This window comes from Anaerotignum propionicum DSM 1682, from assembly GCF_001561955.1.
GTDB classification, from domain to species: Bacteria; Bacillota; Clostridia; order Lachnospirales; family Anaerotignaceae; genus Chakrabartyella; species Chakrabartyella propionicum.
On the sequence record NZ_CP014223.1, the window covers coordinates 759,621 to 780,101 of the forward strand.

The 20,481-nt window shown below is 41.2% G+C and carries 24 protein-coding genes and 1 tRNA gene; 20 read left to right on the forward strand and 5 right to left on the reverse strand.

The window, feature by feature from the left end; all coding sequences use genetic code 11:
* Positions 1-8 precede the first annotated feature (8 nt).
* Positions 9-524: an acetolactate synthase small subunit gene (gene ilvN, locus CPRO_RS03625; protein WP_066047949.1), complete on the forward strand. Its 516-nt coding sequence runs from the start codon at positions 9-11 to the stop codon at positions 522-524.
* A 32-nt stretch (positions 525-556) separates the two neighbouring features.
* On the forward strand, positions 557-1,543 hold the full coding sequence (gene ilvC, locus CPRO_RS03630; protein ID WP_066047951.1) for a ketol-acid reductoisomerase: 987 nt from the start codon (positions 557-559) through the stop codon (positions 1,541-1,543).
* A gap of 381 nt (positions 1,544-1,924) precedes the next feature.
* On the opposite strand, the gene CPRO_RS03635 is transcribed toward ilvC, so the two are convergent.
* Positions 1,925-2,527, reverse strand: a complete 603-nt coding sequence (locus tag CPRO_RS03635) for a cytidylate kinase-like family protein (protein WP_066047953.1) — start codon at positions 2,525-2,527, stop codon at positions 1,925-1,927.
* Positions 2,528-2,811: 284 nt separating this feature from the next.
* Here CPRO_RS03635 and aspS point away from each other — a divergent pair, with 284 nt between their 5' ends.
* Both aspS and CPRO_RS03645 read left to right on the forward strand, forming a co-directional pair.
* The gene (gene aspS, locus CPRO_RS03640; RefSeq protein ID WP_066047954.1) at positions 2,812-4,623 is read left to right on the forward strand and encodes an aspartate--tRNA ligase; all 1,812 of its coding nucleotides are present in this window, start codon (positions 2,812-2,814) and stop codon (positions 4,621-4,623) included.
* A 325-nt stretch (positions 4,624-4,948) separates the two neighbouring features.
* A tRNA-Pro gene (locus CPRO_RS03645) sits at positions 4,949-5,022 on the forward strand.
* 149 nt (positions 5,023-5,171) lie between these two features.
* On the opposite strand, the gene CPRO_RS03650 is transcribed toward CPRO_RS03645, so the two are convergent.
* From CPRO_RS03650 to CPRO_RS03660, 3 genes are all read right to left on the reverse strand, one after another.
* On the reverse strand, positions 5,172-6,374 hold the full coding sequence (locus CPRO_RS03650; protein ID WP_066047956.1) for a tyrosine-type recombinase/integrase: 1,203 nt from the start codon (positions 6,372-6,374) through the stop codon (positions 5,172-5,174).
* 134 nt (positions 6,375-6,508) lie between these two features.
* On the reverse strand, positions 6,509-6,967 hold the full coding sequence (locus CPRO_RS03655) for an ImmA/IrrE family metallo-endopeptidase (protein WP_066047958.1): 459 nt from the start codon (positions 6,965-6,967) through the stop codon (positions 6,509-6,511).
* A gap of 24 nt (positions 6,968-6,991) precedes the next feature.
* Positions 6,992-7,432: a helix-turn-helix domain-containing protein gene (locus CPRO_RS03660; protein ID WP_066047961.1), complete on the reverse strand. Its 441-nt coding sequence runs from the start codon at positions 7,430-7,432 to the stop codon at positions 6,992-6,994.
* A 179-nt stretch (positions 7,433-7,611) separates the two neighbouring features.
* On the opposite strand from CPRO_RS03660, the gene CPRO_RS03665 reads away from it, so the two are divergent.
* Together CPRO_RS03665 and CPRO_RS03670 are read left to right on the forward strand one after the other, a co-directional pair.
* Positions 7,612-7,833: a helix-turn-helix domain-containing protein gene (locus CPRO_RS03665; protein ID WP_066047963.1), complete on the forward strand. Its 222-nt coding sequence runs from the start codon at positions 7,612-7,614 to the stop codon at positions 7,831-7,833.
* A 24-nt stretch (positions 7,834-7,857) separates the two neighbouring features.
* Complete coding sequence (locus CPRO_RS03670; RefSeq protein WP_066047965.1) at positions 7,858-8,151, forward strand: hypothetical protein; 294 nt, start codon at positions 7,858-7,860, stop codon at positions 8,149-8,151.
* Positions 8,152-8,483: 332 nt separating this feature from the next.
* Here CPRO_RS03670 and CPRO_RS15185 read toward each other — a convergent pair whose 3' ends face one another.
* On the reverse strand, positions 8,484-8,630 hold the full coding sequence (locus tag CPRO_RS15185; protein WP_157881626.1) for a hypothetical protein: 147 nt from the start codon (positions 8,628-8,630) through the stop codon (positions 8,484-8,486).
* Between the two features lie 97 nt (positions 8,631-8,727).
* Here CPRO_RS15185 and CPRO_RS15535 point away from each other — a divergent pair, with 97 nt between their 5' ends.
* The 14 genes from CPRO_RS15535 (at position 8,728) to CPRO_RS03740 (ending at position 20,424) form a co-directional block, all read left to right on the forward strand.
* Entirely contained in the window at positions 8,728-9,501 is a 774-nt protein-coding gene (locus CPRO_RS15535) for an antA/AntB antirepressor family protein (protein ID WP_066047967.1), read from the forward strand.
* 11 nt (positions 9,502-9,512) lie between these two features.
* Positions 9,513-9,749: a helix-turn-helix domain-containing protein gene (locus CPRO_RS03680; protein WP_066047969.1), complete on the forward strand. Its 237-nt coding sequence runs from the start codon at positions 9,513-9,515 to the stop codon at positions 9,747-9,749.
* A 46-nt stretch (positions 9,750-9,795) separates the two neighbouring features.
* Positions 9,796-10,059 carry a hypothetical protein gene (locus CPRO_RS03685; protein WP_157881627.1) on the forward strand — a complete coding sequence of 88 codons (264 nt, stop codon included), beginning with the start codon at positions 9,796-9,798 and terminating at the stop codon, positions 10,057-10,059.
* A 27-nt stretch (positions 10,060-10,086) separates the two neighbouring features.
* The gene (locus CPRO_RS03690) at positions 10,087-10,302 is read left to right on the forward strand and encodes a YdbC family protein (protein ID WP_066047973.1); all 216 of its coding nucleotides are present in this window, start codon (positions 10,087-10,089) and stop codon (positions 10,300-10,302) included.
* A gap of 181 nt (positions 10,303-10,483) precedes the next feature.
* On the forward strand, positions 10,484-10,960 hold the full coding sequence (locus CPRO_RS03695) for a hypothetical protein (RefSeq protein ID WP_072743435.1): 477 nt from the start codon (positions 10,484-10,486) through the stop codon (positions 10,958-10,960).
* On the forward strand, positions 10,957-12,111 hold the full coding sequence (locus CPRO_RS03700; protein ID WP_066047975.1) for a DUF2800 domain-containing protein: 1,155 nt from the start codon (positions 10,957-10,959) through the stop codon (positions 12,109-12,111). Before CPRO_RS03695 ends, CPRO_RS03700 begins: the two co-directional genes overlap by 4 nt.
* Before the next feature lie 23 nt (positions 12,112-12,134).
* Positions 12,135-12,836 (forward strand): DUF2815 family protein, encoded by a 702-nt coding sequence (locus CPRO_RS03705; protein WP_066047976.1) that lies wholly within the window; start codon positions 12,135-12,137, stop codon positions 12,834-12,836.
* Between the two features lie 6 nt (positions 12,837-12,842).
* On the forward strand, positions 12,843-14,843 hold the full coding sequence (locus CPRO_RS03710; protein ID WP_066047978.1) for a DNA polymerase: 2,001 nt from the start codon (positions 12,843-12,845) through the stop codon (positions 14,841-14,843).
* A gap of 11 nt (positions 14,844-14,854) precedes the next feature.
* Positions 14,855-17,275: a virulence-associated E family protein gene (locus CPRO_RS03715; RefSeq protein WP_066047980.1), complete on the forward strand. Its 2,421-nt coding sequence runs from the start codon at positions 14,855-14,857 to the stop codon at positions 17,273-17,275.
* 238 nt (positions 17,276-17,513) lie between these two features.
* Positions 17,514-17,813: a VRR-NUC domain-containing protein gene (locus CPRO_RS03720; RefSeq protein WP_066047982.1), complete on the forward strand. Its 300-nt coding sequence runs from the start codon at positions 17,514-17,516 to the stop codon at positions 17,811-17,813.
* Complete coding sequence (locus tag CPRO_RS03725; protein WP_066047983.1) at positions 17,794-19,173, forward strand: DEAD/DEAH box helicase; 1,380 nt, start codon at positions 17,794-17,796, stop codon at positions 19,171-19,173. The genes CPRO_RS03720 and CPRO_RS03725 overlap by 20 nt, the downstream gene beginning before the upstream one ends.
* The gene (locus CPRO_RS03730) at positions 19,170-19,550 is read left to right on the forward strand and encodes a hypothetical protein (RefSeq protein ID WP_082754212.1); all 381 of its coding nucleotides are present in this window, start codon (positions 19,170-19,172) and stop codon (positions 19,548-19,550) included. The genes CPRO_RS03725 and CPRO_RS03730 overlap by 4 nt, the downstream gene beginning before the upstream one ends.
* Before the next feature lie 13 nt (positions 19,551-19,563).
* Entirely contained in the window at positions 19,564-19,878 is a 315-nt protein-coding gene (locus CPRO_RS03735; protein WP_066047986.1) for a hypothetical protein, read from the forward strand.
* A gap of 60 nt (positions 19,879-19,938) precedes the next feature.
* A complete protein-coding gene (locus CPRO_RS03740) occupies positions 19,939-20,424 on the forward strand; it encodes a sigma-70 family RNA polymerase sigma factor (RefSeq protein WP_066047988.1) in 486 nt (161 codons plus the stop codon).
* Positions 20,425-20,481: the final 57 nt, after the last annotated feature.

The window sequence follows — 20,481 nt, forward strand, 5'->3', positions numbered from 1 at the left end:
TGATTTGAATGAGTAATGCCAATAATCAACAATTTGCGGTTTCCATTATTGTATCAAATCAATCGGGGACCCTTACCAGAATATCGTCACTCTTTAGTCAAAGAAATTTTAATATCGATAGCTTCACCTGCGGTGAAACAATCAATCCAGAGGTTTCAAGGATGACCATAACCGCTACAGGTGATGCCAATAAAAAGGATCAGCTGCTCAAACAAATTTCCAAGCTTTATGACGTGAAAAAGGTTGAGCTGATGACCACAGATAACACAATTTTGCGAGAGCTTTTAATCGCAAAGGTCAATGCAACGGGTGAAAACCTTCAAACCATACTGGAAGCAGCAAATGTATTTCGCTCAAAGGTTGTGGATATGTCTCCCGGCTCTGTATGCATTGAAATAACAGGAGAAAGTAGTAAGCTTAATGCTTTTCTTACTTATGTAGCCCCTTACGGCATACTTGAATACTGTCGTACCGGACTCATCGCTGTTGAACGCGGCAGCAAATGCTTATATGGTGTAGAGTAATATCAAAATATAATTACAAAGGAGAATGTAAAATGGCTAAAATGTATTACGAACAGGACGCAAAAAAAGAAATGTTGGCAGGAAAAAAGGTTGCAGTTGTTGGTTATGGTTCTCAGGGGCATGCACATGCACTGAACCTCAAAGATAGTGGCGCTGATGTGGTTGTTGCTCTTTACGAAGGTTCTAAGAGCAAGGCTCGTGCAGAGGCTGACGGCCTGACAGTAATGACTACTCCAGAAGCAGTTAAGGCTGCTGATATCATCATGATTCTGGTAAATGACGAAACACAGGCAAAAATGTATCAGGCTGACATTAAGCCATATCTGAAATCCGGTTCTACACTGGCTTTTGCCCATGGTTTCAATATCCACTATGGACAGATTGTGCCTCCTAACGATGTAGACGTTATCATGATCGCTCCTAAGGGTCCCGGACACGTTGTAAGAAGTACATATAAAGAAGGCTTCGGCGTTCCCGCTCTGATTGCTGTATTCCAGGATGCAAGCGGCAATGCAAAGGATGTAGCATTGGCTTATGCTGATGGCTTGGGCGCAACAAGAGCAGGCGTTTTGGAAACCACCTTTAGAGAAGAAACAGAGACAGATCTTTTCGGTGAGCAGGCAGTTCTTTGCGGCGGTGTTTCCGCATTGATGAAAGCTGGTTTTGATACTTTGGTTGAAGCGGGATATCAGCCTGAAAATGCTTACTTTGAATGTATCCATGAAATGAAGCTGATTATCGACTTGGTTGTAAAAGAAGGCCTTTCCTTTATGCGCTATTCTTGCAGTGATACTGCTGAATATGGCGATTATACAGCAGGCCCTAAAATTATCACAGAACAGACAAGAGAAGCAATGCGTGGTATCTTGAAAGATATTCAGGATGGTTCCTTTGCAAGAGAATGGATTCTGGAAAATCAGGCAAACCGTCCTCATTTCAATGCTATGAGAAGAATGCAGAAGGCACATTTGAGCGAATCTGTTGGTGCTGAATTGAGAAGTCACATGAGACAACACTAATCTTTACCTATTATATACAATGCTATATTTTAAATAAAGCATGACGAATATTTGCAGGCCCACTGTCCTTTGGCAGTGGGAATTTGCAAGTAAAATTCCTATTAAATGGTAATGCAATCCGTTCTATATTTTTTAATGATATGGATGCTTTTAAAATGTGGGGGGCTTCCCTATGGGATTTTCCTTTAGGGAGTTAAATTGGGTGCTGTAAATAGATGAGATCATTTATTTACAGCACTTTTTTTATTGAACGGCAAGAGTCTGAAAGCACAGGCTGTTCCATTTAGATTAAAATTATTTGGCTAAGGGTGATAAAAGAGGCAAAAAAAGAGTATCCCTTAGCTATGTTGTAGTTTGGGATACTCTTTATTGTAACATTGCTTAGATTAAAGACACATATTTTTCAATAACATCAACGATTTTTTCTAAATCCATACGAGAGGTGTTCAAAATTAAGTCATAATTTTCAGCTGCACCCCATTTTAATCCTGTAAAATAGTTATAGTAGTTGGCGCGGCGTTTATCTGTTTTGATCACAGATGCTTCTGCATTTTTTTCTGGCAGGTCGTATTGAGCTACTGCTCTGTTGATACGGTCTTTTAAGTCTGCTTGTAAAAAAACATTAATACAATTTTCTGTTTCAGAAAGGATATAATCTGCGGAACGACCAACAATGACACAGCTTCCTTTTTCAGCCACCTCTTTTATTACTTGAGATTGCACAAGAAATATTTTCTCGTTCAAAGGAAGACCAAAGGATTCTACACTGGGGGTTAAGGTTGTCAGGGAGAGCAAAAGATTTCCTGTAGAGGTTTCTTCCGCATTGACAAAGCATTCCTTTGACAGCCCTGTTTTTTCTGCGGCAAGAGAAATGATTTCATTATCATAAAAAGGAATCCCTAAGCGTTCAGCCAATAGTTTACCTACGATACGCCCGCCACTGCCATACTGGCGGCTGATTGTTATAATTTTATGCTTATCCATATGAATCACTCCTATTTGTCAATTTTTAAATTTAATGTTAAAATATCAAAAGTACAAAAACCAAGAATATTGTAGGGATATATAAATAGCTTAAGAGGCAATACTCCTCCTATATATTTAGTATATCACAATTACATAAAAAAGGAAATAACCCGAAATTGCAGGTTTGTTCATTTCACAATATTTTGCAGACTAAGAATGAAACTTTTTCGGGAAAACTTTACTTTTTTTAGAAAAATGGTATGATAGAGAAAGAAAATTTTGTATTTGAAGGAGAATTTAAAATGGGTGAAGCATTAGCAGGCTTGAAGAGAAGCTGTATGTGTTGTGATGTAAATGAAACCATGATTGGCAAAGAGGTTACAGTAATGGGCTGGGTTCAGCGTCGTCGTGACCTTGGACAGCTGATCTTTATTGCGTTAAGAGATAAAACCGGTTTGGTTCAGATTGCTATTGATGGAAATGTAGCGGAAAAAGAACTGTTTGAGAAGGCAGAAAGTGTAAGAAGCGAATTTGTATTGGCTGTTCGTGGACAAGTTGCCCCTAGAACTGAGGGAAATATTAACCCCAACATGAAAACAGGAACCATCGAAATTATTGCCACTGAGCTTCGTATTCTTTCTGAAGCTGAAACAACACCATTTCAGATTGAGGATAATATTTCAGTTAAGGATGACTTAAGATTCAAGTATCGTTATCTGGATTTGCGCCGTCCTAGTCAGCTAAACAATCTTGTATTAAGACATAAGGTTGTTCAAGTGATGAGGAACTTCTTAGATCAGGAAAACTTTTTGGAAATTGAGACACCTATTTTAGGAATCAGCACACCGGAAGGTGCAAGAGACTACTTGGTGCCCAGCCGTGTGCATCCTGGCAGCTTTTATGGATTACCCCAGTCCCCTCAGCAATACAAGCAGTTGTTAATGGTTTCAGGTATGGACCGTTACTATCAGATTGCAAAATGCTTCCGTGACGAAGATTTGAGAGCTGACCGTCAGCCTGAGTTCACCCAAGTGGATATGGAACTTTCCTTCATTGATGTTGAGGATATTTTGGACATCAACGAAAGAATGATGCAAAAGGTATTTCGGGATATTTTAAATGTAGAAATTCCCTTACCTTTGAAAAGAATGACATACAAAGAGGCAATGGAACGCTTTGGTTCTGATAAGCCTGATGTACGCTTTGGAATGGAGCTTGTAAATATTTCTGAGGTGGTTGGGGATACAGATTTTGTTGTATTTAAAACTGCATTGGAAGCAGGGGGCAGTGTGCGTGCTATTAATGCAAAGGGCTGTGGTGCTTTCCCAAGAAAGAAAATTGACAGCTTAGTTGAATTCGTAAAAACTTATCGTGCAAAGGGTCTGGCATGGATTGCTATCAATGAGGATGGCAGTTTGAAAACCCAGATTGCAAAATTCTTTACTGAAGAAAAATTAGCAGAAATTGTGGAAAGAATGGACGGCAAACCGGGAGATTTGATCTTGATTTGTGCAGATCAGGACAAGGTTGTATTTGATTCTTTAGGAGCCTTGCGGTTGGAGCTTTCCAAAATGCTGGAGTTAACGAAGGCGGATGATTTCAACTTCCTTTGGATTACCGAATTCCCTATGTTAGAGTGGGATGAGGAAGCAGGCAGATTTGTGGCGGTACACCATCCATTCACAGCTCCTATGGATGAGGACATTGATTTGCTGGAGACAGACCCAGGCAAGGTTCGTGCCAAAGCCTATGATATTGTATTAAATGGTTATGAATTGGGCGGCGGTTCCATCAGAATTCATCGCAGAGATGTTCAACAGAAAATGTTTGGACTTTTGGGCTTTACAATGGAAGATGCACAGCAGCGTTTTGGCTATTTCCTAGATGCGTTTAAATATGGAGCACCTCCTCATGGTGGTCTTGCTTTTGGATTGGATAGAATCATCATGCTTATGTGCGGTGCAAGCAGTATTCGTGATGTCATCGCTTTCCCTAAGGTGAAGGATGCATCATGCCCTATGACCGATGCTCCTACTGTTGTGGATGAAAAGCAGTTGGATGAATTGGCAATAAGTATAAAAAAAGAAATATTAGTGTCGGAAGAAGCTGAATAATTTTTCGAAAACTATAGGAAATGAAATATGATACAAAATGAAGGCAGAGGGTTACCTCTGTCTTTATTTGTTGTTCAGCTTAGTTGATAATACAAGGAGTTTTGTTCTATGTTAGTTAAAAGTTTTTGCTCTAGCTTTTACAAATGATAAAGGAGAATTAATCAAAAATTGTTTTAGAATGGCTTATAGGTTTTTATAGACGTAAAATAAAAAACTCTCAGCAAGGGTAATCTTGATTTAAATGGGCTTTATTTGTTGTAGAAAAATATAATATCATTCTTGACATTTATTTGAAAAAAGCGCAAAATAAAATTGCTGTTTATCTCGATGCGTGGCTCAGTTTGGTAGAGCGCGGCGTTCGGGACGCCGAGGTCGCAGGTTCAAATCCTGTCGCATCGATGGGTGTAAAAAGGTGCTGAAAACCTTGATTTTAAAGGGTTTTGGCACTTTTTTTATTGCCTGAAAACGACGTATTATTTAGTGTCGTTTTTTGTCGTTTATTATCATTTTGCAAGTCAAATGCAAGTCAATGCAAGTCAAAATGCAAGTCAAATTTTAGCGATAGGTGAGTTATTATTTGTACCACCTGCGAGGTAAGAATTTAATTTATCCATTGATTTTCGTTTGTGCTTCCCATCTAAATGCGTGTAAATATTTAAGGTGGTTTGCACGTCTGAGTGACCCAGCTGCTCTTTTGCAGTTAGCACATCTACTTCCGCAAAGTAAAGCATTGTAGCATATGTATGTCTTAACCAATGAGCAGTGAACCGAGGAATGACACAAGGGACACCTTGGGGTTGAAATTTACTTTTTGGCTGACCTGAAATTTGATTTCTAAAGTTTCCGTATTTTATATTTAAATCTGTTAAGTAACTGTCCCATAGCCTACGCCAACTAATCTCGCTCATAAGCTGGCCCTTTGCAGAAGGGCAGACGATTACGGAATCTGTGCAGATCTTCTTCTTTTCATGCAAAAAATCCACAAGAATGTCGGGTATATTGATAGTTCGGATACTGTTTTTTGATTTGGCCGTGTTTTTTAGAACTGGTTGGCCGTTAATAAATTCAACGGTTTTATTAATATCAATTGTAGCATCTTTAAAACTAATATCGGACCATGTGAGTGCCAGTAGTTCACCTCTGCGTAAGCCTGCAAACATCATGATCATGGCTGCTGTTTGGGCTCTGTGAGGAGTATCAATGATCCATTGTTGTTCTTCTTGGGTTAATGCTCGTCTTATATTGCCTTGTGGCACACGGGGGATTTTGACTGGACCAACAGGGTTATAGTCCATGACCCTATTATCAATGGCCAATTGGCATACCTGTAGTCCAACGGATCGTATCTGCTTAAGAGATGATTTTGCCGATGGCTCCCCGGTGTTCGGGTTTTCTTTGGCAAGGGTTAAGATGATTTGTTGAAAATCAGCAGTCTTAAGGCGTGTGATAGGGAGGCTATATAGCGGCTCATACTTTTTTAAGCTGCGCTTATAACTTTCCATGCGCCCGTGGGTAACTTCCGTGCTTTTAAGTGCGCACCATGCTTCCATCCAGAATTCGAATGTGTCTCTGTCTGCGGTAATATCAATTCCCCTGTACATAGACGATTTTAATTCCTGTGCTTTTGCTTCTGCCTCCTTTTGATTTTTTCCGTAGACGGTTTTGTATTTTCGTTTTCCGTCAAATTCGCCAAGATATACTTGGACGGCGATTCTACCGTCAGCACGGACGGTGTTTTTCTTTTTGGCCATAGAAATAAGACCTCCTTTATTTATTTTGGTATGGTAAATAAAGCGGTCTTGTGATACAATTAGCTTGTGTAGGGCTGTTGTACCTCGGTATGACCGCTTGTCCCTCACTTCGTTGGTAGCGGAGTGGGGGATTTTTAATTTAAAACGCAATATCCGTAATCATTAAAAATAATTTTATATTCACCGGCTATGTATACAGCTCCATATTTTTCTTTGAAAGCTCCAATTATCTCTAATAGGCACTCTGCTGTAACTTCTAAAAACTCAGCAACTTCAAAAATATTGCTGCATCCATCGAGGATTGGTTGGATTAAATCGTCAATTCTTATTAGGTGGTTATACCCCCAAACTCTGGCTACTTTCTCTTGTTTTCTATTATTTTCGATTGACTGGTCAAGGATATTCCCAACTGTTGTAAAATAATGTCCAAGTTCCTCTGCTAACACACATGCCTTTTCTGCATTGGCTAAATCTTTGCTTATTCCGATTTTGCTTCCCTTACATAATCCTTTTGCATCTGATTTAAACTGTTTTTCGCAAACCATAACACCATTTCTTTCTGCAATATCAAGCAGATAATCATATTTGTTCATACATTACCCCCTTGCAAAAACAAATTATAATTCGTCAATATCTTTCTTCATTAAGTTCTGCTGATCTTCGTCGTCAGCGTTGTCGTTGTGAGCGGCAATAGGAGTTAGATGGTTAATTTTACTTTTAGCGGAATATTTATTGATATGTGTTAATTCTTCTACCCTTTTAATAGCCTCTTTTCTGCCTAATTCGTTTAATTTTTCTAGCTCTACTATGATGTTATCTGCATCAATAGATAGTGCGAATCGTTCATTATCTTCTGAATTTACCCAACCCATAAGGTAAGCTGGTGTTGTACGTAAAGCTTCAGCAATTGGTTCAAGAGCAGAAGTGGGCATTTTTTCTATTGCTCCATTTTCATATCTGAATATTGTTGATCTAGAAGTACCTATTATATCAGCAAGTTGATCCGCTGACATTCCAATTTTCTTTCTTTGCAATCGAATTCTTTCTCCAACCTTCATTATGATCTACCCCCTGTTTAGAACTATACTAGCACAAGAGTTGCATAATTGCAACATTTTTTTAAGCGAGAGTGCGACATATTGATTGACTTTTAAATATTTACGTGCTACTATTAAATCATAAAGTAGCAATAATGCTACTAAAACTATTGACATAATTTAAGGAAGGAGCGTGTAATATGAATACAAATATGCAATTATTAAAAGGAAAAATTGTAGAGAGACAAACAACGCAAGAAGCTGTTGCTGACGCTGTAGGCATTGATAGAAGTACATTCTATAGAAAACTGAAAACTAACGGAATGAGTTTTTCTATAGCTGAAGCTCATAAGATAGTAGCAGCAATTCCATTAACTATGGAAGAAGCAATGGCCATTTTTTTTGACAATACAGTCGCATAAATGCTACTAATTAGGGGGGTACATATGGAAATTAGAGGAACACCAATAGATAGAAATTCAATCAACACACTTTTAATTAATACTCACACAAAAAGCATAAAACTTAATGGTGCCGAGATAAGTAATACGTTATCTAAGCTGGATATCACTTGGGATGGATGCGCCCTTCCTGTCGTAAAAATGACAATGGATTCCCAAGTGATGCTAGACGGAAATCTTTTGACCCGTAGAATGGGAGAGTTGCGTTGCGAAGAATGCGGTTACCGATTAGGGGAATTGGTAGGCCAATGTATGCAATCAGGATTTAACTTCATTTAAATATGTCTCCTTTCTTCACAAACCTGGTACTGGCATACCTGTAAGGAAAGGATAGCACAAAAATACAAAATATACTATAAAAACTGCAAGCTAAGGAGGAGGTGAAAAGAATGAAAGTTGATCTAGCTAAAAGAACGGAAGTTTATAAAAAGCTGACGATTGAAGGTGAGTTAGAAATGAAACAATTTATCAAGGGTATTTTCAATCTGGCAGAAGATAAAAAAAATTAGTATGGAAGTAATGAATTCACTGCCATTATTTCTGAAAAAGGCGCTTAAAAAAAACAGTAAAAGCTTTTGGTTATCTAAAGCCTTCACTGTTTCAAAGAGATACTAGTTGCGACTTAATTGTTCAAGATAATCTGAGTAAACTTGTTTATATACAATAACAAGCTGCTCGGGTTCTTGTATGTCACGCATTACCATGTAGCGCTCCATATACAAAAGCGCCAATTCATGAGCTCGTTGTTCAATAGGCATAAGACAAGCTCCTTTCTTCACAAACTTGGTACTGGCATACCTGTAAGGAAAGGATAGCACAAAAATATAAAATATACCATATAGAAAGGGTGAGCAAATGAACCAACTAACAGTAATTGAAAAGGAATTAGTACCTGTTTATGAAACAAGTACAGGAGAAAAGGTTGTAAATGGTAGAGAGCTTTGGGAAGGGTTGCAAAGTAAAAGTAAATTTGCCGACTGGATTAAAAACAGATTTGCTGACTGCGAAGCTACAGAAAATGAGGACTTTGAAACGCTTTCTAAAAATTTAGAAAACGGAGGTAGAACAAAAGAGTACATAATTCAGCTTGACACTGCCAAGGAAATGGCAATGCTGGAGCGTAACGAAATAGGGAAAAAGGTACGGAAGTATTTTATCGCTGTTGAGAAAAAATACAAAACCCCAAAGTCTCAAGCCGAAATTCTTCTTGGGCAGGCTCAAATACTTGTAAATATGGAACGCAAGCAGCGTGAGAATGAAAAAGCCATTGAGGATACCAACAAACGTATTGATGGGATTAAGGATATAGTTTCTTTAAACCCTAATGACTGGCGAAAAGATACAGCAAGGCTGCTTAATAAAATGGCGGTTGCTATAGGTGGATATGAACACCTTCGCAACATCAGGGAGGAAAGCTATAAACTCCTAGATGAAAGGTTTGGAGTATCGCTTTCCATCCGGCTTACTAACAAAAAGAAAACTATGGCGCTAAATGGTGTTTGCAAATCTAAGGTGGACAAGCTTAATAAATTGGATGCGATTGCAGATGATAAAAAGCTAATTGAGGGATATATCTCCATTATCAAAGAAATGTGCATCAGATATGGAATAGATGCGAATTCAAACTAGGAGGGGGTTCTTTGAAAACAACTAAAAGATGGGACGATGTCCCGGTAATATTCGATCTTGCTTTTGCAGCTACCTTAACAGGATTTAGTAGTGAACGCTTGCGGCAATTGAGCCGAGCAGGTGAGTTCCCAGCAAGGAAAATCGGTATAGGCAATCATGCAGTGTGGAGAATAGATAAAGACGAGTTCGTCAGCTGGTGGGAAAGCAAGAAGATACAGGGGGTGGACAAGCATGCGAAATATACATAATGACCCGATATACCGCAATGCTGACAGACGCAAGAATGAACGCCGTATGAAGCAAGAAAAACGGAAAGGAAATGTCATTTTTGTTACAAACATTAAGGTAGTTGCCCTATGGCTACTTTATGCAGTGATTGCTTTTGGTTTTATAGCAGCGGTTGAATGTGCTTTGCCGCACAGGATTGTACTGAAATGGATTATTATTTTTTCCTTCTTTGGGGTATCAGCACCCGGAGTTTATAAAATGGAAAAGAAAATAAAAAAGTCCCCAAGGAACGGCAATTCCGAAAGGGACAAGCTAAAAAACTCACTTTGAAAATAACAGAAAGGATGGGATTTGTCAATGGCGGAAATTAAGAATGAGATTGTACAACATTTTGGGGTGATTTCCCAAGGTGAATGGACAAGGGAGTTAAATCTTGTCAGCTGGAATGGTAGGAAAGAGCTCTATGATATACGGGGATGGGCTGACGACCATGCAAAATGCTCCAAAGGGATTACCTTAAACAAAACGGAGCTGAAATCACTGAGAGATATTTTAAACAAGATGGAATTATAAGGAGGAATACATACGGGCAGATGGGACAAAGAAATCGCCGAGGCAAAAGCAGATCTTAACCCTAAGCATGGGACTATTAAGGTGGAGCATGAAAAAGGTTTTATTCTCATGGACCTAGAGGGGTTCATGACTTTACCGAAATCTAAACAAACAAAGATTTTAAAATTAGGAGGAAATTAATATGGAATTAGTAATCAAAATTAGTGAAAAGGACTTAGTAAACAGTCCGGCAATTATAGATGTTGTAAAGGTGCTGGCAGTAGAGATATCTAAAAACGGTTCGCCTGTCGCATCATCTGCACCAGTAATTCAGAGTGCAGCTCCAGTAAACCAAACAATGACACCGGCAGTAATGCAGAACCCAGTACCAACAGCCCAGGCAATAACACCACCCGTAATGCAAAACCCAGTACCAATGCAGCAAATGCAAGCGCCGGTGATGCAGAATCCTATTTCTACTACGGCGCCGACAGCACAGCCGGCAGTATATACCTTAGAACAGCTTTCGTTGGCAGCAGCTCCTTTAATGGATGCAGGTAAAACGGATGTGCTGGTGGCGTTGATGCAGTCCTTCGGTGTACAAACACTGCAACAGCTGCCACAGGAAAGATACAATGATTTCGCAGTGGCCATCAGAGGGATGGGGGCGCAGATATGAGCCATGCTTTATTATCTGCAAGTGCGGCCGATAAGTGGCTGCACTGCACCCCCTCAGCTAGAATGGAGTCAGTTTTGCCAGACACTGCAGGGGAGTCTGCCCAGGAGGGATCTCTTGCCCATGAGCTGGCCGAGTTAAAAGCAAGACGACATTTTCATGGAATGGATAAGGGCGCCTTTACCCGTAAGTTTAACAAAATAAAGAGCAACGAATTGTATATTGTGGATATGGATCACGATACGGACACATACGTAGAATACTTAAAAGATGTTGAAATGATGTTTTCTTCAAAACCCTATGCGGTGTTTGAAACGAAAGTGGACTATTCCCATATTGCTCCTGAAGGGTTTGGAACCGCCGATAGTATTATGATTGGTGGAGGACATCTTCATATCGTGGACTTTAAGTATGGGAAAACCGTTCAAGTGGATTGCGTAGATAACCCACAAATGAAGCTGTATGCTTTGGGCGCTTTGAAAAAGTATGATCTTTTATACGACATTAAGGACATTACCTTACATATTGTACAGCCTAGAATGAGCAATATTTCTTCTTGGACGATTAATTGTGAGAACCTAAATACTTGGGGTGAAAGCATTAAGCCCGTAAGTCAAATGGCATTCGATGGTTCAGGTGAATGCGTTGTGGGCGGCTGGTGTGATAGTCATTTCTGCAAATGCCGTGCTACCTGCAGGGCGTATATGGAACGTATGCAACGTGTAACACAATTCATGGACAAGCTTCCACCCGTACTTACGGATGATGAAGTGGGGCAGTGCCTTACCTTAGCAGCTGACATTAAAAAATGGTATTCCCTTTTAGAAAAATACGCAATGACTGCGCTGCTGGAAGGCAAAAACATTGCCGGTTGGAAAGTAGTAGAAGGGCGCAGCAACAGGGCGTTCAATGACATTGACCAGGCATACAAAGCCTTATCTGTATCAGGGATAGACGAATCTTTGCTGTACAAGCGAGTGCCCATCACTCTTACAGATTGCGAAATTATGCTAGGGAAAAAAGGTTTCTCTGAAATGCTGGCGGATTACGTTGTAAAACCTCCTGGCAAACCCACTATTGCTCCGGAGAGTGATCCAAGAAAGAACTATAACCCTGCAATGGCAGATTTTGCAGGACTTGAATCTAATAAATAATTACATATTGAAAGGATGATTTTATGTATCAGAATATCGCAACAAAATGCCTCACAGGTGAGGTAAGAATTTCTTTTGAGCACCTTGCAAGACCTTACAGCAATAACGGCGGTGAGCCAAAGTACAGCTGCACGATTTTAATTCCAAAGACAGATACCGCTACATATAACGACCTTCTTTCGGCTTTGCAGACTGCTTATGAGCAGGGGGTAAATGATAAGTGGAAAGGCTCCCGTCCTCAGTTGAGATACCCTGTAATTTACGATGGCGACGGCGTTAGACCTTCAGGGGAAGCCTTTGGTGTGGAGTGCAAGGGTCACTGGGTTGTAACTGCATCCAGTAAGCAACAGCCCCAGGTGGTACATCAATCAAATGTTTCTGTGCAGTTGGCCGAGACGGATATTTACAGCGGTATGTACGCCCGTGTTACAGTAAATTTCTTCCCTTACGAAAGCAGTGGAAATAGGGGAGTAGGCTGTGGACTGGGAAACGTCATGAAAACAAGAGACGGTGAGCCCTTAAGTGGCAGAGCAAATGCAGAGAATGACTTTGCCGGTGCAGGAACGCCTGCAGCTGCAATGCCAATGGGCGGCCCCGGAATGCCTGGATATGCGGCAACTCCTATGGGAAACGCTGCAATGCCCGCTGCTTATAATCCTGCCCCCAGATATGCCCCGGCAGCACCTACAGGCAATATTAACCCAATCACCGGCTTACCTATGTAATCGGGTATGAGGGGGCACATATCCGTCGATATTGAAACCTTCTCCTCCGTTGATATTAACAAGTCCGGGCTTTACAAATATGTTCAAAGCCCGGATTTTTCAATCTTACTGTTAGCTTATAGTATTGACGGCGGGGCGGTGGAAATTATCGACCTTACGAAAACGGAGTTACCAATTGTTATTAAACATTGGCTTTTACATTCTGGTCACATAAAACATGCTTATAATGCTGCCTTTGAGTGGTACTGCTTGTCGAAGTATTTTGGTCTAAAGGAAGAGGAAAGAACAGAGTGGTTGAAACAATGGCGTTGTACGATGATGCATAGTCTTTACTGTGGTTACGTGGCTAAACTGGAGGATGCGGGCAAAGCAATAGGATTGCCGCAGGAAAAACAGAAATTAGCAACAGGGAAAGCTTTAATCAAAACTTTCTGCTCACCCTGTAAACCTTCAAGATCCAATGGAAACAGAACGAGAATTCTACCGGAACATGAGCCGGAACGGTGGAACCTTTTCAAAGAATATTGTAAGCAGGATGTTGTTACAGAGATGGAAATTGAAAATAGGCTGTCTCATTTTCCGGTACCTGATTTGGTGCAGGAGCAATGGGTTTTAGATCAGATACAGAATGAGAGAGGCGTTGCCATAGATCTTGATCTGATAGATGGGGCGTTATATTGCGACAGTGTGGCAACGGAAAAGGCAACAAATATTTCTAGGGCAATTACAAACCTTGAAAACCCTAACAGCCTGGCACAGCTAAAAAAATGGATTGGAGAAAGAACGGGAATAAAAATCTCTAGTTTAAATAAGGAAACTGTGGGTGATATGCTGGATGCGGAAATTCCCGTTTCGGTTCGGAGAGTTTTGGAGTTGCGGCAGCAATTGGGAAAAACAAGTGTATCAAAGTATAAGGCTATGACACGGGCTGAATGCACTGATGGAAGATTGCGTGGATCTCTCCAATTCTACGGTGCGAACCGCACAGGAAGATGGGCGGGACGATTGGCCCAGGTGCAGAATCTTCCAAGAACGTACCTCCATGGTGCAGAGTTGGACTTAGCAAGAAAGTTTGTGAAATTGAAAAATCCCAATGCCATACAGCTGACCTTTGGTAGCGTGCAGGATACCCTTTCCCAGCTAGTAAGAACGGCATTTATACCCGAGAAAGGCAAAGTTTTTGTGGATGCTGATTTCTCTGCCATTGAGGCAAGGGTGGTTGCTTGGCTTGCGGGGGAAAACTGGGTTCTGGAGGTATTCCGTACCCATGGAAAGATTTACGAGGCCACAGCGGCGCAAATGTTTGGGGTACCTATTGAAAAGATTGTAAAAGGAACACCCGAATATGCATTAAGACAAAAGGGGAAGGTTGCCACCCTTGCCCTTGGATATAATGGTGGACCAGGGGCACTTATCAACATGGGTGCGTTGAAAATGGGGATACCTGAGGAAGAATTACAGGAAATTGTGTATAAATGGCGAGGTGCAAATCAAGCAATCGTTCGATGCTGGAAAGCCCTGGAACATGCAGCCATACAAGCAATTAAAACTGGCAGAGCTGTTGGTACCCATTGTCTGGTGTTTGCTAGAGAGGCAGACATTACAAAGGGGCAAGACTTCCTTACAATATTGCTTCCTTCAGGGAGAAAGCTTTTTTATGCAAAACCTCATTTAACTTTAAACCAGTGGGGAAATGAATCCATTGGATATTATGGAATGAACCAGACTTCTAAGAACTGGGAACCTACAGAAACCTATGGAGGTAAATTAACGGAGAATGTGGTGCAGGCCATTGCAAGGGATTGTTTGGCGCATACCCTAACTGTTTTGGAAGCCCAAGGGTACAAAATTGTTTTCCATGTTCACGATGAAGTTATTATCGAAATAGAAAAGGAGAAAGCTGACCTTGATAAGGTTTGCCAGATTATGAGCCAACCCATACCCTTTGCACCGGGATTGCCCATGGCTGCAGATGGCTGGGTGGGGGACTATTTTACGAAAGACTGAGGTGACAAGTTTTGCAAAATGACAGACAAATAACCATATCTACTGCAGGTAGCAGAAAGGCCACGAACTGGCAGCCTCAGACCATGCGTATAGCAGAATTATTTGAAAAGCTTCGCACTCCTTTGCGGGGAAAAGAAACTCTTTCGGCTTATATGAGCATGAAAAAGCACCAACAGGATGAGCTGAAGGATGTGGGGGGCTTTATTGGTGGCAACCTGACAGGACGTCGTAAAAAGGGTGCGGTATTAAATCGTGATGTAATTACACTGGATATGGATAATTGCCCCCCTGAAAGCACAAAAGCAATCCTGCAACGCCTTTCCAGCTTAGGCATGATGTATGCTGTTTATTCTACAAGAAAGCATAGCCCCGCAGCGCCTAGACTTCGTGTTGTGGTGCCGACTGATAGAAAGATGCTTCCGGAAGAATACGAACCCATCGCCCGTAAATTGGCGGCACTGGTACAGCCGGAAATGCATTGGTTTGATCCCACGACTTTTCAAGTGGAACGTTTAATGTATTGGCCCAGTTGCTGTGTAGATAGTGAGTACATATTTACTTATGAAGATAAGCCGTTATTGTCTGCCGACGGAATGCTTGGCACCTATGAAAATTGGTTAAATGTTGCCTCTTGGCCACAAGTGCCGGGAGAACAGAAACTACGAGAGAGGTCAGCGGCAAAGCAGGGAGATCCAACAGAAAAGAAAGGTACCGTAGGTGCATTTTGTAGGATTTACAGTGTCGTGCAGGCAATGGACACCTTTCTACCCGGTGTTTATGCGCCTACGGAGCAGTCTGACAGATACACATTCGTAGGTGGTTCTACCACAGGCGGTGCCATCATTTATGACGATGAAAAATTTCTTTTTTCCCATCATGCCTCAGATCCATGCAGTGGACAGTTGGTAAATGCCTTTGACTTGGTTCGACTGCATTTGTTTGGTGAACAGGATGATGAAGCAAAAGAAGGTACCCCTACTAATAAATTGCCCAGCTATGACCTGATGTGCCGTAAGGCAATAGAGGATAAGGACGTTCTTGCGCTGCTCCAAAAAGAACGTATGGAGCAAGCGGAAACAGAATTTAAAGATATACAAGAAGGCTTTGCAGAAACCGAGGATACCCTTGAATGGATGCGCCGGCTTAGGGTACACCCAAAGACAGGACTTCCGGAAAGCACCATAGATAATGTTTGGATTATTCTCGAAAACGACAGAAATTTGAAAGGCAAGTTTGCCATTAATGAGTTTGCCGGCAGAGGTGAGATTCTTGGCGCACTGCCATGGAATACAGGAATAAAACGGCGATTTTGGGATGATAACGATAACCAAGGGCTTTATTGGTACCTTGAAAAAAGCTATAGAATATCCGGCGCTGCAAAGATAGACGGTGCTCTATCCCTACACAGCAATAAAAATTCATTCAATGATGTAACAAAGTATTTGAAGGAATTGAAGTGGGATGGAGTCCCTAGGTTGGATACTCTTTTGATAGATTATTTGGGAGCAGAAGACAGTATTTATACAAGAGCGGTTACACGTAAGGCATTTACGGCGGCAGTGGCCAGAGCCTACATACCAGGTTTTAAATTTGACTATATGACCATTTTTACAGGGCCACAGGGTATCGGCAAAAGTACCCTGCTTGCAAAAATGTCAAAAGGCTGGTTCAACGACTCCATAAGAACTTTTGAAGGAAAAGAAGCCAGCGAGCTTCTACAAGGCGTATGGCTGGTAGAGGTTGGTGAATTGGATGCATTTAACCGTAGTGATGTTGGCCGCATTAAGCAGTTTTTGAGTCAGCAGGCAGACCGTTTTCGTGCGGCTTATGGCAGGCATGTAAAAGAAATGCCTCGTCGGTGCGTTTTCTTTGGCACCACTAATGATGCGGAATTTTTAACGGACAGAACGGGGAACCGTCGCTTTTGGCCCCTTGTGGTAGGTGCTAGAAAAGCCAAAAAAAGCGTGTGGGCTGATTTAGATAATGACTTAGACCAGCTGTGGGCAGAGGCGGCCATGCGTTTTAAAATAGGTGAACCATTGTATTTATCCGGGGAGGTAGAAAAGGCTGCGAAAGAGCAGCAGGAGAGCCATAGAAAGACTTCCACCAGAGAAGGTATTATTTCAGATTTCTTAGAACAAAAGGTACCTGCGGATTGGCTTAGTTGGAAGCTGGAACAACGCAGGATGTTCTGGGAAGGGAATGCTGCCTTTGATGGAGAGCTGGTTCCCAGGAAGAAAGTTTGTGCTTTAGAAGTGTGGTGCGAGGCGTTGGGCTGTGATCAAAGGATGATAAAGAACAGTGATACAGCAGAAATCAATAGCATTATTTCAAGCGTAAAAGGATGGAGTAGATTACAAAATCCACAGCCGTTTGGGTATTGTAAAAATCAAAGAGGGTTTAAAAACGACCAACTACAAAGTCCGTTTTAAGATTGTAGTTTTTACAAAAGTCGAAACTACAAAACTACAATTAAATTTTAGTTTGTAGTTGGGTTTGTAGTCGGCGAAAATGCTGATATTTCAGGGGTTTAAGTATATAAAACTACAAAACTACAATCTTTTTTAATAAATAATATAATAAAGAGAATATATAAATATACCCGCCTGCGCCCATATACGCGTATATATAGGGAAATAGATTGTAGTTAGCGCAAATGGAGGCGATTTTTTGCAAGAAAAGGAAATAGAGAAGTACCTCGTAAAACGAGTGAAGGAAATGGGTGGTAAGGCTTATAAGTGGGTCAGCCCGGGAAATGATGGGGTGCCCGATAGGATAGTTTTCTTCCAAGGGATGACTGTTTTGGTGGAATTAAAGGCCCCTGGGAAAAAGCCTACCCCATTACAGATAGCAAAACATAAGGAATTGGAAAGACTGGGACAGAAGGTTGTAGTATTAGACAGCAAGGAAAGTGTAGATGAATTTATGGGGAAAGTAGAGGGTGGTATGTATGAAGTTTGTACCCCATAATTACCAGCAGTATTGCATCGATAGACTTTTAGTAGAGCCGGCTTTGGGGTTATTCCTAGATATGGGATTGGGGAAAACTGTTACCACGCTTTCGGCAGTAAAGGAATTAAAATATTACCGTTTTGCAATACATAAGGTTTTGGTTATTGCCCCAAAAAAGGTGGCCGAAGCAACCTGGAGCAAGGAGGCTGCAAAGTGGGAACACTTGCAAAATCTAAGAATCTCCACAGTGCTTGGCAGTAAGAATAAGCGTGTTGCAGCGTTGGCCGCCACTGCGGATTTGTATGTGATAAATCGTGAAAACGTAGAATGGTTGGTGGATTATTACCGGAACGATTGGCCGTTCGACATGATTGTGGTTGATGAAAGCAGCAGCTTTAAAGATCAGAGTACAAAACGATGGAAGGCCTTAAAACGAATTCGGCCAAGAATAAAAAGAATCGTTTTGCTGACAGGTACACCGGCGCCCAATAACTTGATTGACTTGTGGGCACAGCTTTATTTGCTGGATGAAGGTGCAAGACTTGGCCGAACCATTGGCGGTTTCCGTGAAAGGTATTTCGCCCCTGATAAGCGTTCTGCAGAAAGAGTGTTTACATACAAACCAAAGTACGGTGCAGAGGAAAAAATTGAAACTTTGATCGGTGATATTTGTATCTCCATGAAGGCTGAGGATTATTTGGAGTTGCCTGACTGTGTAACAGTAAATACCCCCGTGGCGTTGGATAGCAAAGCAAGAAAAGCCTACGAGACATTAGAAAAGACAATGCTTCTTGAAATTAACGATGAAGAAATTACTGCCGATATGGCAGCAGTCCTTACAGGGAAGTTGCTACAGCTTGCCGGCGGTGCTGTTTATGATGGCAACCATAACGCCCAGTTAATCCATGACTGCAAGATAACAGCTTTCATGGAACTGATAGACGGGCTTTCCGGAGAGCATGCACTTGTATTTTATGGGTATCAGCATGAGAAGGACAGGCTGTTGAAAGAACTTTCTAAAACAAAACTTCGGGTGAGAGTTTTTGGTGGGGCAGATGATGAAACGGATTGGAATAACGGTGAGATTGATGTTTTGTTAGCCCATCCCATGAGTACCGCATACGGACTTAATCTTCAGGATGGAGGACACCACGTAATCTGGTATGGGCCAACATGGAGCTTGGAGCAGTATCAGCAGGCAAATAAAAGACTGCATCGACAAGGGCAGAAAAAGCCGGTTATCATTCACCATTTGATTGCAGAGGAAACGGTGGACGAGGATGTTATCAAGGCTTTGGATAATAAGAGTGGCACCCAAGAGGCGTTACTTGGAGCATTGAAAGCGAGAATTGAAAAATATAAGGGGGCTTCATTTTGAAAATGGCGGATTACAGCAGGGGCAGGAATGACGGCCTTGCCCTTGCATTGAAAATTGTAAAAGAGGACGGCATTGAAGCGCTGGAGAAGGAAATAAAGTTTCGGGGCGTTAGTAATATACATACACCGTTAGCACAAAAGGATTTGGAAAAAGCACTTGCCCCTATCAAGGAGCACACGATTGCAACAATGTTGGCAATGTCCATTCATGTTTTATACGATGAATTTGACTTTCGTACGGTTCGGCTAAATCGTTTCAGGGACAGATTCAATAGCAAAGTAGACTGTCTCCTTGATGACATGGTGACTTGGGGTGACATTGTGAAAGATATTCAGGAGAAAACAAAGATGGTGATTGCAATACCACATAACGAGTAAGGAGCTGAATGGATTGCTTAGAAAAGAATTGTTGTACGGTGTTATCTTTTTAGTCGGGGATGAAATGAATGCGGCTAACCGCAAGTTTCCGTTGTTTGCATCTAACCATGAGGGTTATGCCGTAATCAAAGAGGAAATTGAGGAGGCTGTTGAAGAGTGCAATTTGACGGTTGACAATTTAGAAATCCTGTGGAGCGTAATTCGTGAGAATGGTGCAGGATTGGAATCCGTGAGTTACATAAAGCAGCATGCAATAAAGGCAGCAGCTGAATTTATTCAGGTTGCGGCAATGTGTGAGAAGTATTTACTCAGTACCGGTAAAAGATAATACCAGAAAGGGGTAAGAGGTTTGCGGCCGCTATAAATCCGGATTTACTCCTGTGATGATATGGGACAAGAATTATTTAATGCCAATATGGATCTTGCTTATTTTATCTTGAGAAGGTATTTTCCGTGGTATGGCAATGATGAAGATGCAAAGCAAATTTGCTTGATCGGGCTTTGGAAAGCAAGTGAAAAATTCAATCCGGATAAAGGATTTGAGTTTTCAACTTTTGCTGCAAGGGTAATCATGAATCAAATGCGCATGTTTCTTAGGGACCAAAGGAAGAGAAATAAAATCAAGTATGTTGATAATATTGCGTATTTTGAGGGTGAACAGTTCGACGTTTTAGAAACAATCCCGGATAAGTATGAGGGGGAGGTTTCTTTGGGGTTTTGCTTTAAAGAGCTGTCGGAAAAGTTAAATGAGAGGGAAACACAAGTTTTGCAATTGAAGATCAAAGGGTATAACCAGACGGAAATTGGGAATAGGTTGAATTTATCACAGGTAACGGTATCTAGATGTTTGAAGCGCATTGTAAGTAAGTTGTAGAGGGTTATTTGTTATGAACAACAATCCAGGAAAATGAAAAAAGCCACCCAAAAGGGT

Bases quoted from the DNA above. Each gene is read 5' to 3' on its own strand.
- ilvN (WP_066047949.1), top strand. From the start codon at position 9: ATGAGTAATGCCAATAATCAACAATTTGCGGTTTCCATTATTGTATCA.
- ilvC (WP_066047951.1), top strand. From the start codon at position 557: ATGGCTAAAATGTATTACGAACAGGACGCAAAAAAAGAAATGTTGGCA.
- CPRO_RS03635 (WP_066047953.1), bottom strand. From the start codon at position 2,527: ATGGATAAGCATAAAATTATAACAATCAGCCGCCAGTATGGCAGTGGC.
- aspS (WP_066047954.1), top strand. From the start codon at position 2,812: ATGGGTGAAGCATTAGCAGGCTTGAAGAGAAGCTGTATGTGTTGTGAT.
- CPRO_RS03650 (WP_066047956.1), bottom strand. From the start codon at position 6,374: ATGGCCAAAAAGAAAAACACCGTCCGTGCTGACGGTAGAATCGCCGTC.
- CPRO_RS03655 (WP_066047958.1), bottom strand. From the start codon at position 6,967: ATGAACAAATATGATTATCTGCTTGATATTGCAGAAAGAAATGGTGTT.
- CPRO_RS03660 (WP_066047961.1), bottom strand. From the start codon at position 7,432: ATGAAGGTTGGAGAAAGAATTCGATTGCAAAGAAAGAAAATTGGAATG.
- CPRO_RS03665 (WP_066047963.1), top strand. From the start codon at position 7,612: ATGAATACAAATATGCAATTATTAAAAGGAAAAATTGTAGAGAGACAA.
- CPRO_RS03670 (WP_066047965.1), top strand. From the start codon at position 7,858: ATGGAAATTAGAGGAACACCAATAGATAGAAATTCAATCAACACACTT.
- CPRO_RS15185 (WP_157881626.1), bottom strand. From the start codon at position 8,630: ATGCCTATTGAACAACGAGCTCATGAATTGGCGCTTTTGTATATGGAG.
- CPRO_RS15535 (WP_066047967.1), top strand. From the start codon at position 8,728: ATGAACCAACTAACAGTAATTGAAAAGGAATTAGTACCTGTTTATGAA.
- CPRO_RS03685 (WP_157881627.1), top strand. From the start codon at position 9,796: ATGAAGCAAGAAAAACGGAAAGGAAATGTCATTTTTGTTACAAACATT.
- CPRO_RS03690 (WP_066047973.1), top strand. From the start codon at position 10,087: ATGGCGGAAATTAAGAATGAGATTGTACAACATTTTGGGGTGATTTCC.
- CPRO_RS03695 (WP_072743435.1), top strand. From the start codon at position 10,484: ATGGAATTAGTAATCAAAATTAGTGAAAAGGACTTAGTAAACAGTCCG.
- CPRO_RS03700 (WP_066047975.1), top strand. From the start codon at position 10,957: ATGAGCCATGCTTTATTATCTGCAAGTGCGGCCGATAAGTGGCTGCAC.
- CPRO_RS03705 (WP_066047976.1), top strand. From the start codon at position 12,135: ATGTATCAGAATATCGCAACAAAATGCCTCACAGGTGAGGTAAGAATT.
- CPRO_RS03710 (WP_066047978.1), top strand. From the start codon at position 12,843: ATGAGGGGGCACATATCCGTCGATATTGAAACCTTCTCCTCCGTTGAT.
- CPRO_RS03725 (WP_066047983.1), top strand. From the start codon at position 17,794: ATGAAGTTTGTACCCCATAATTACCAGCAGTATTGCATCGATAGACTT.
- CPRO_RS03740 (WP_066047988.1), top strand. From the start codon at position 19,939: ATGGGACAAGAATTATTTAATGCCAATATGGATCTTGCTTATTTTATC.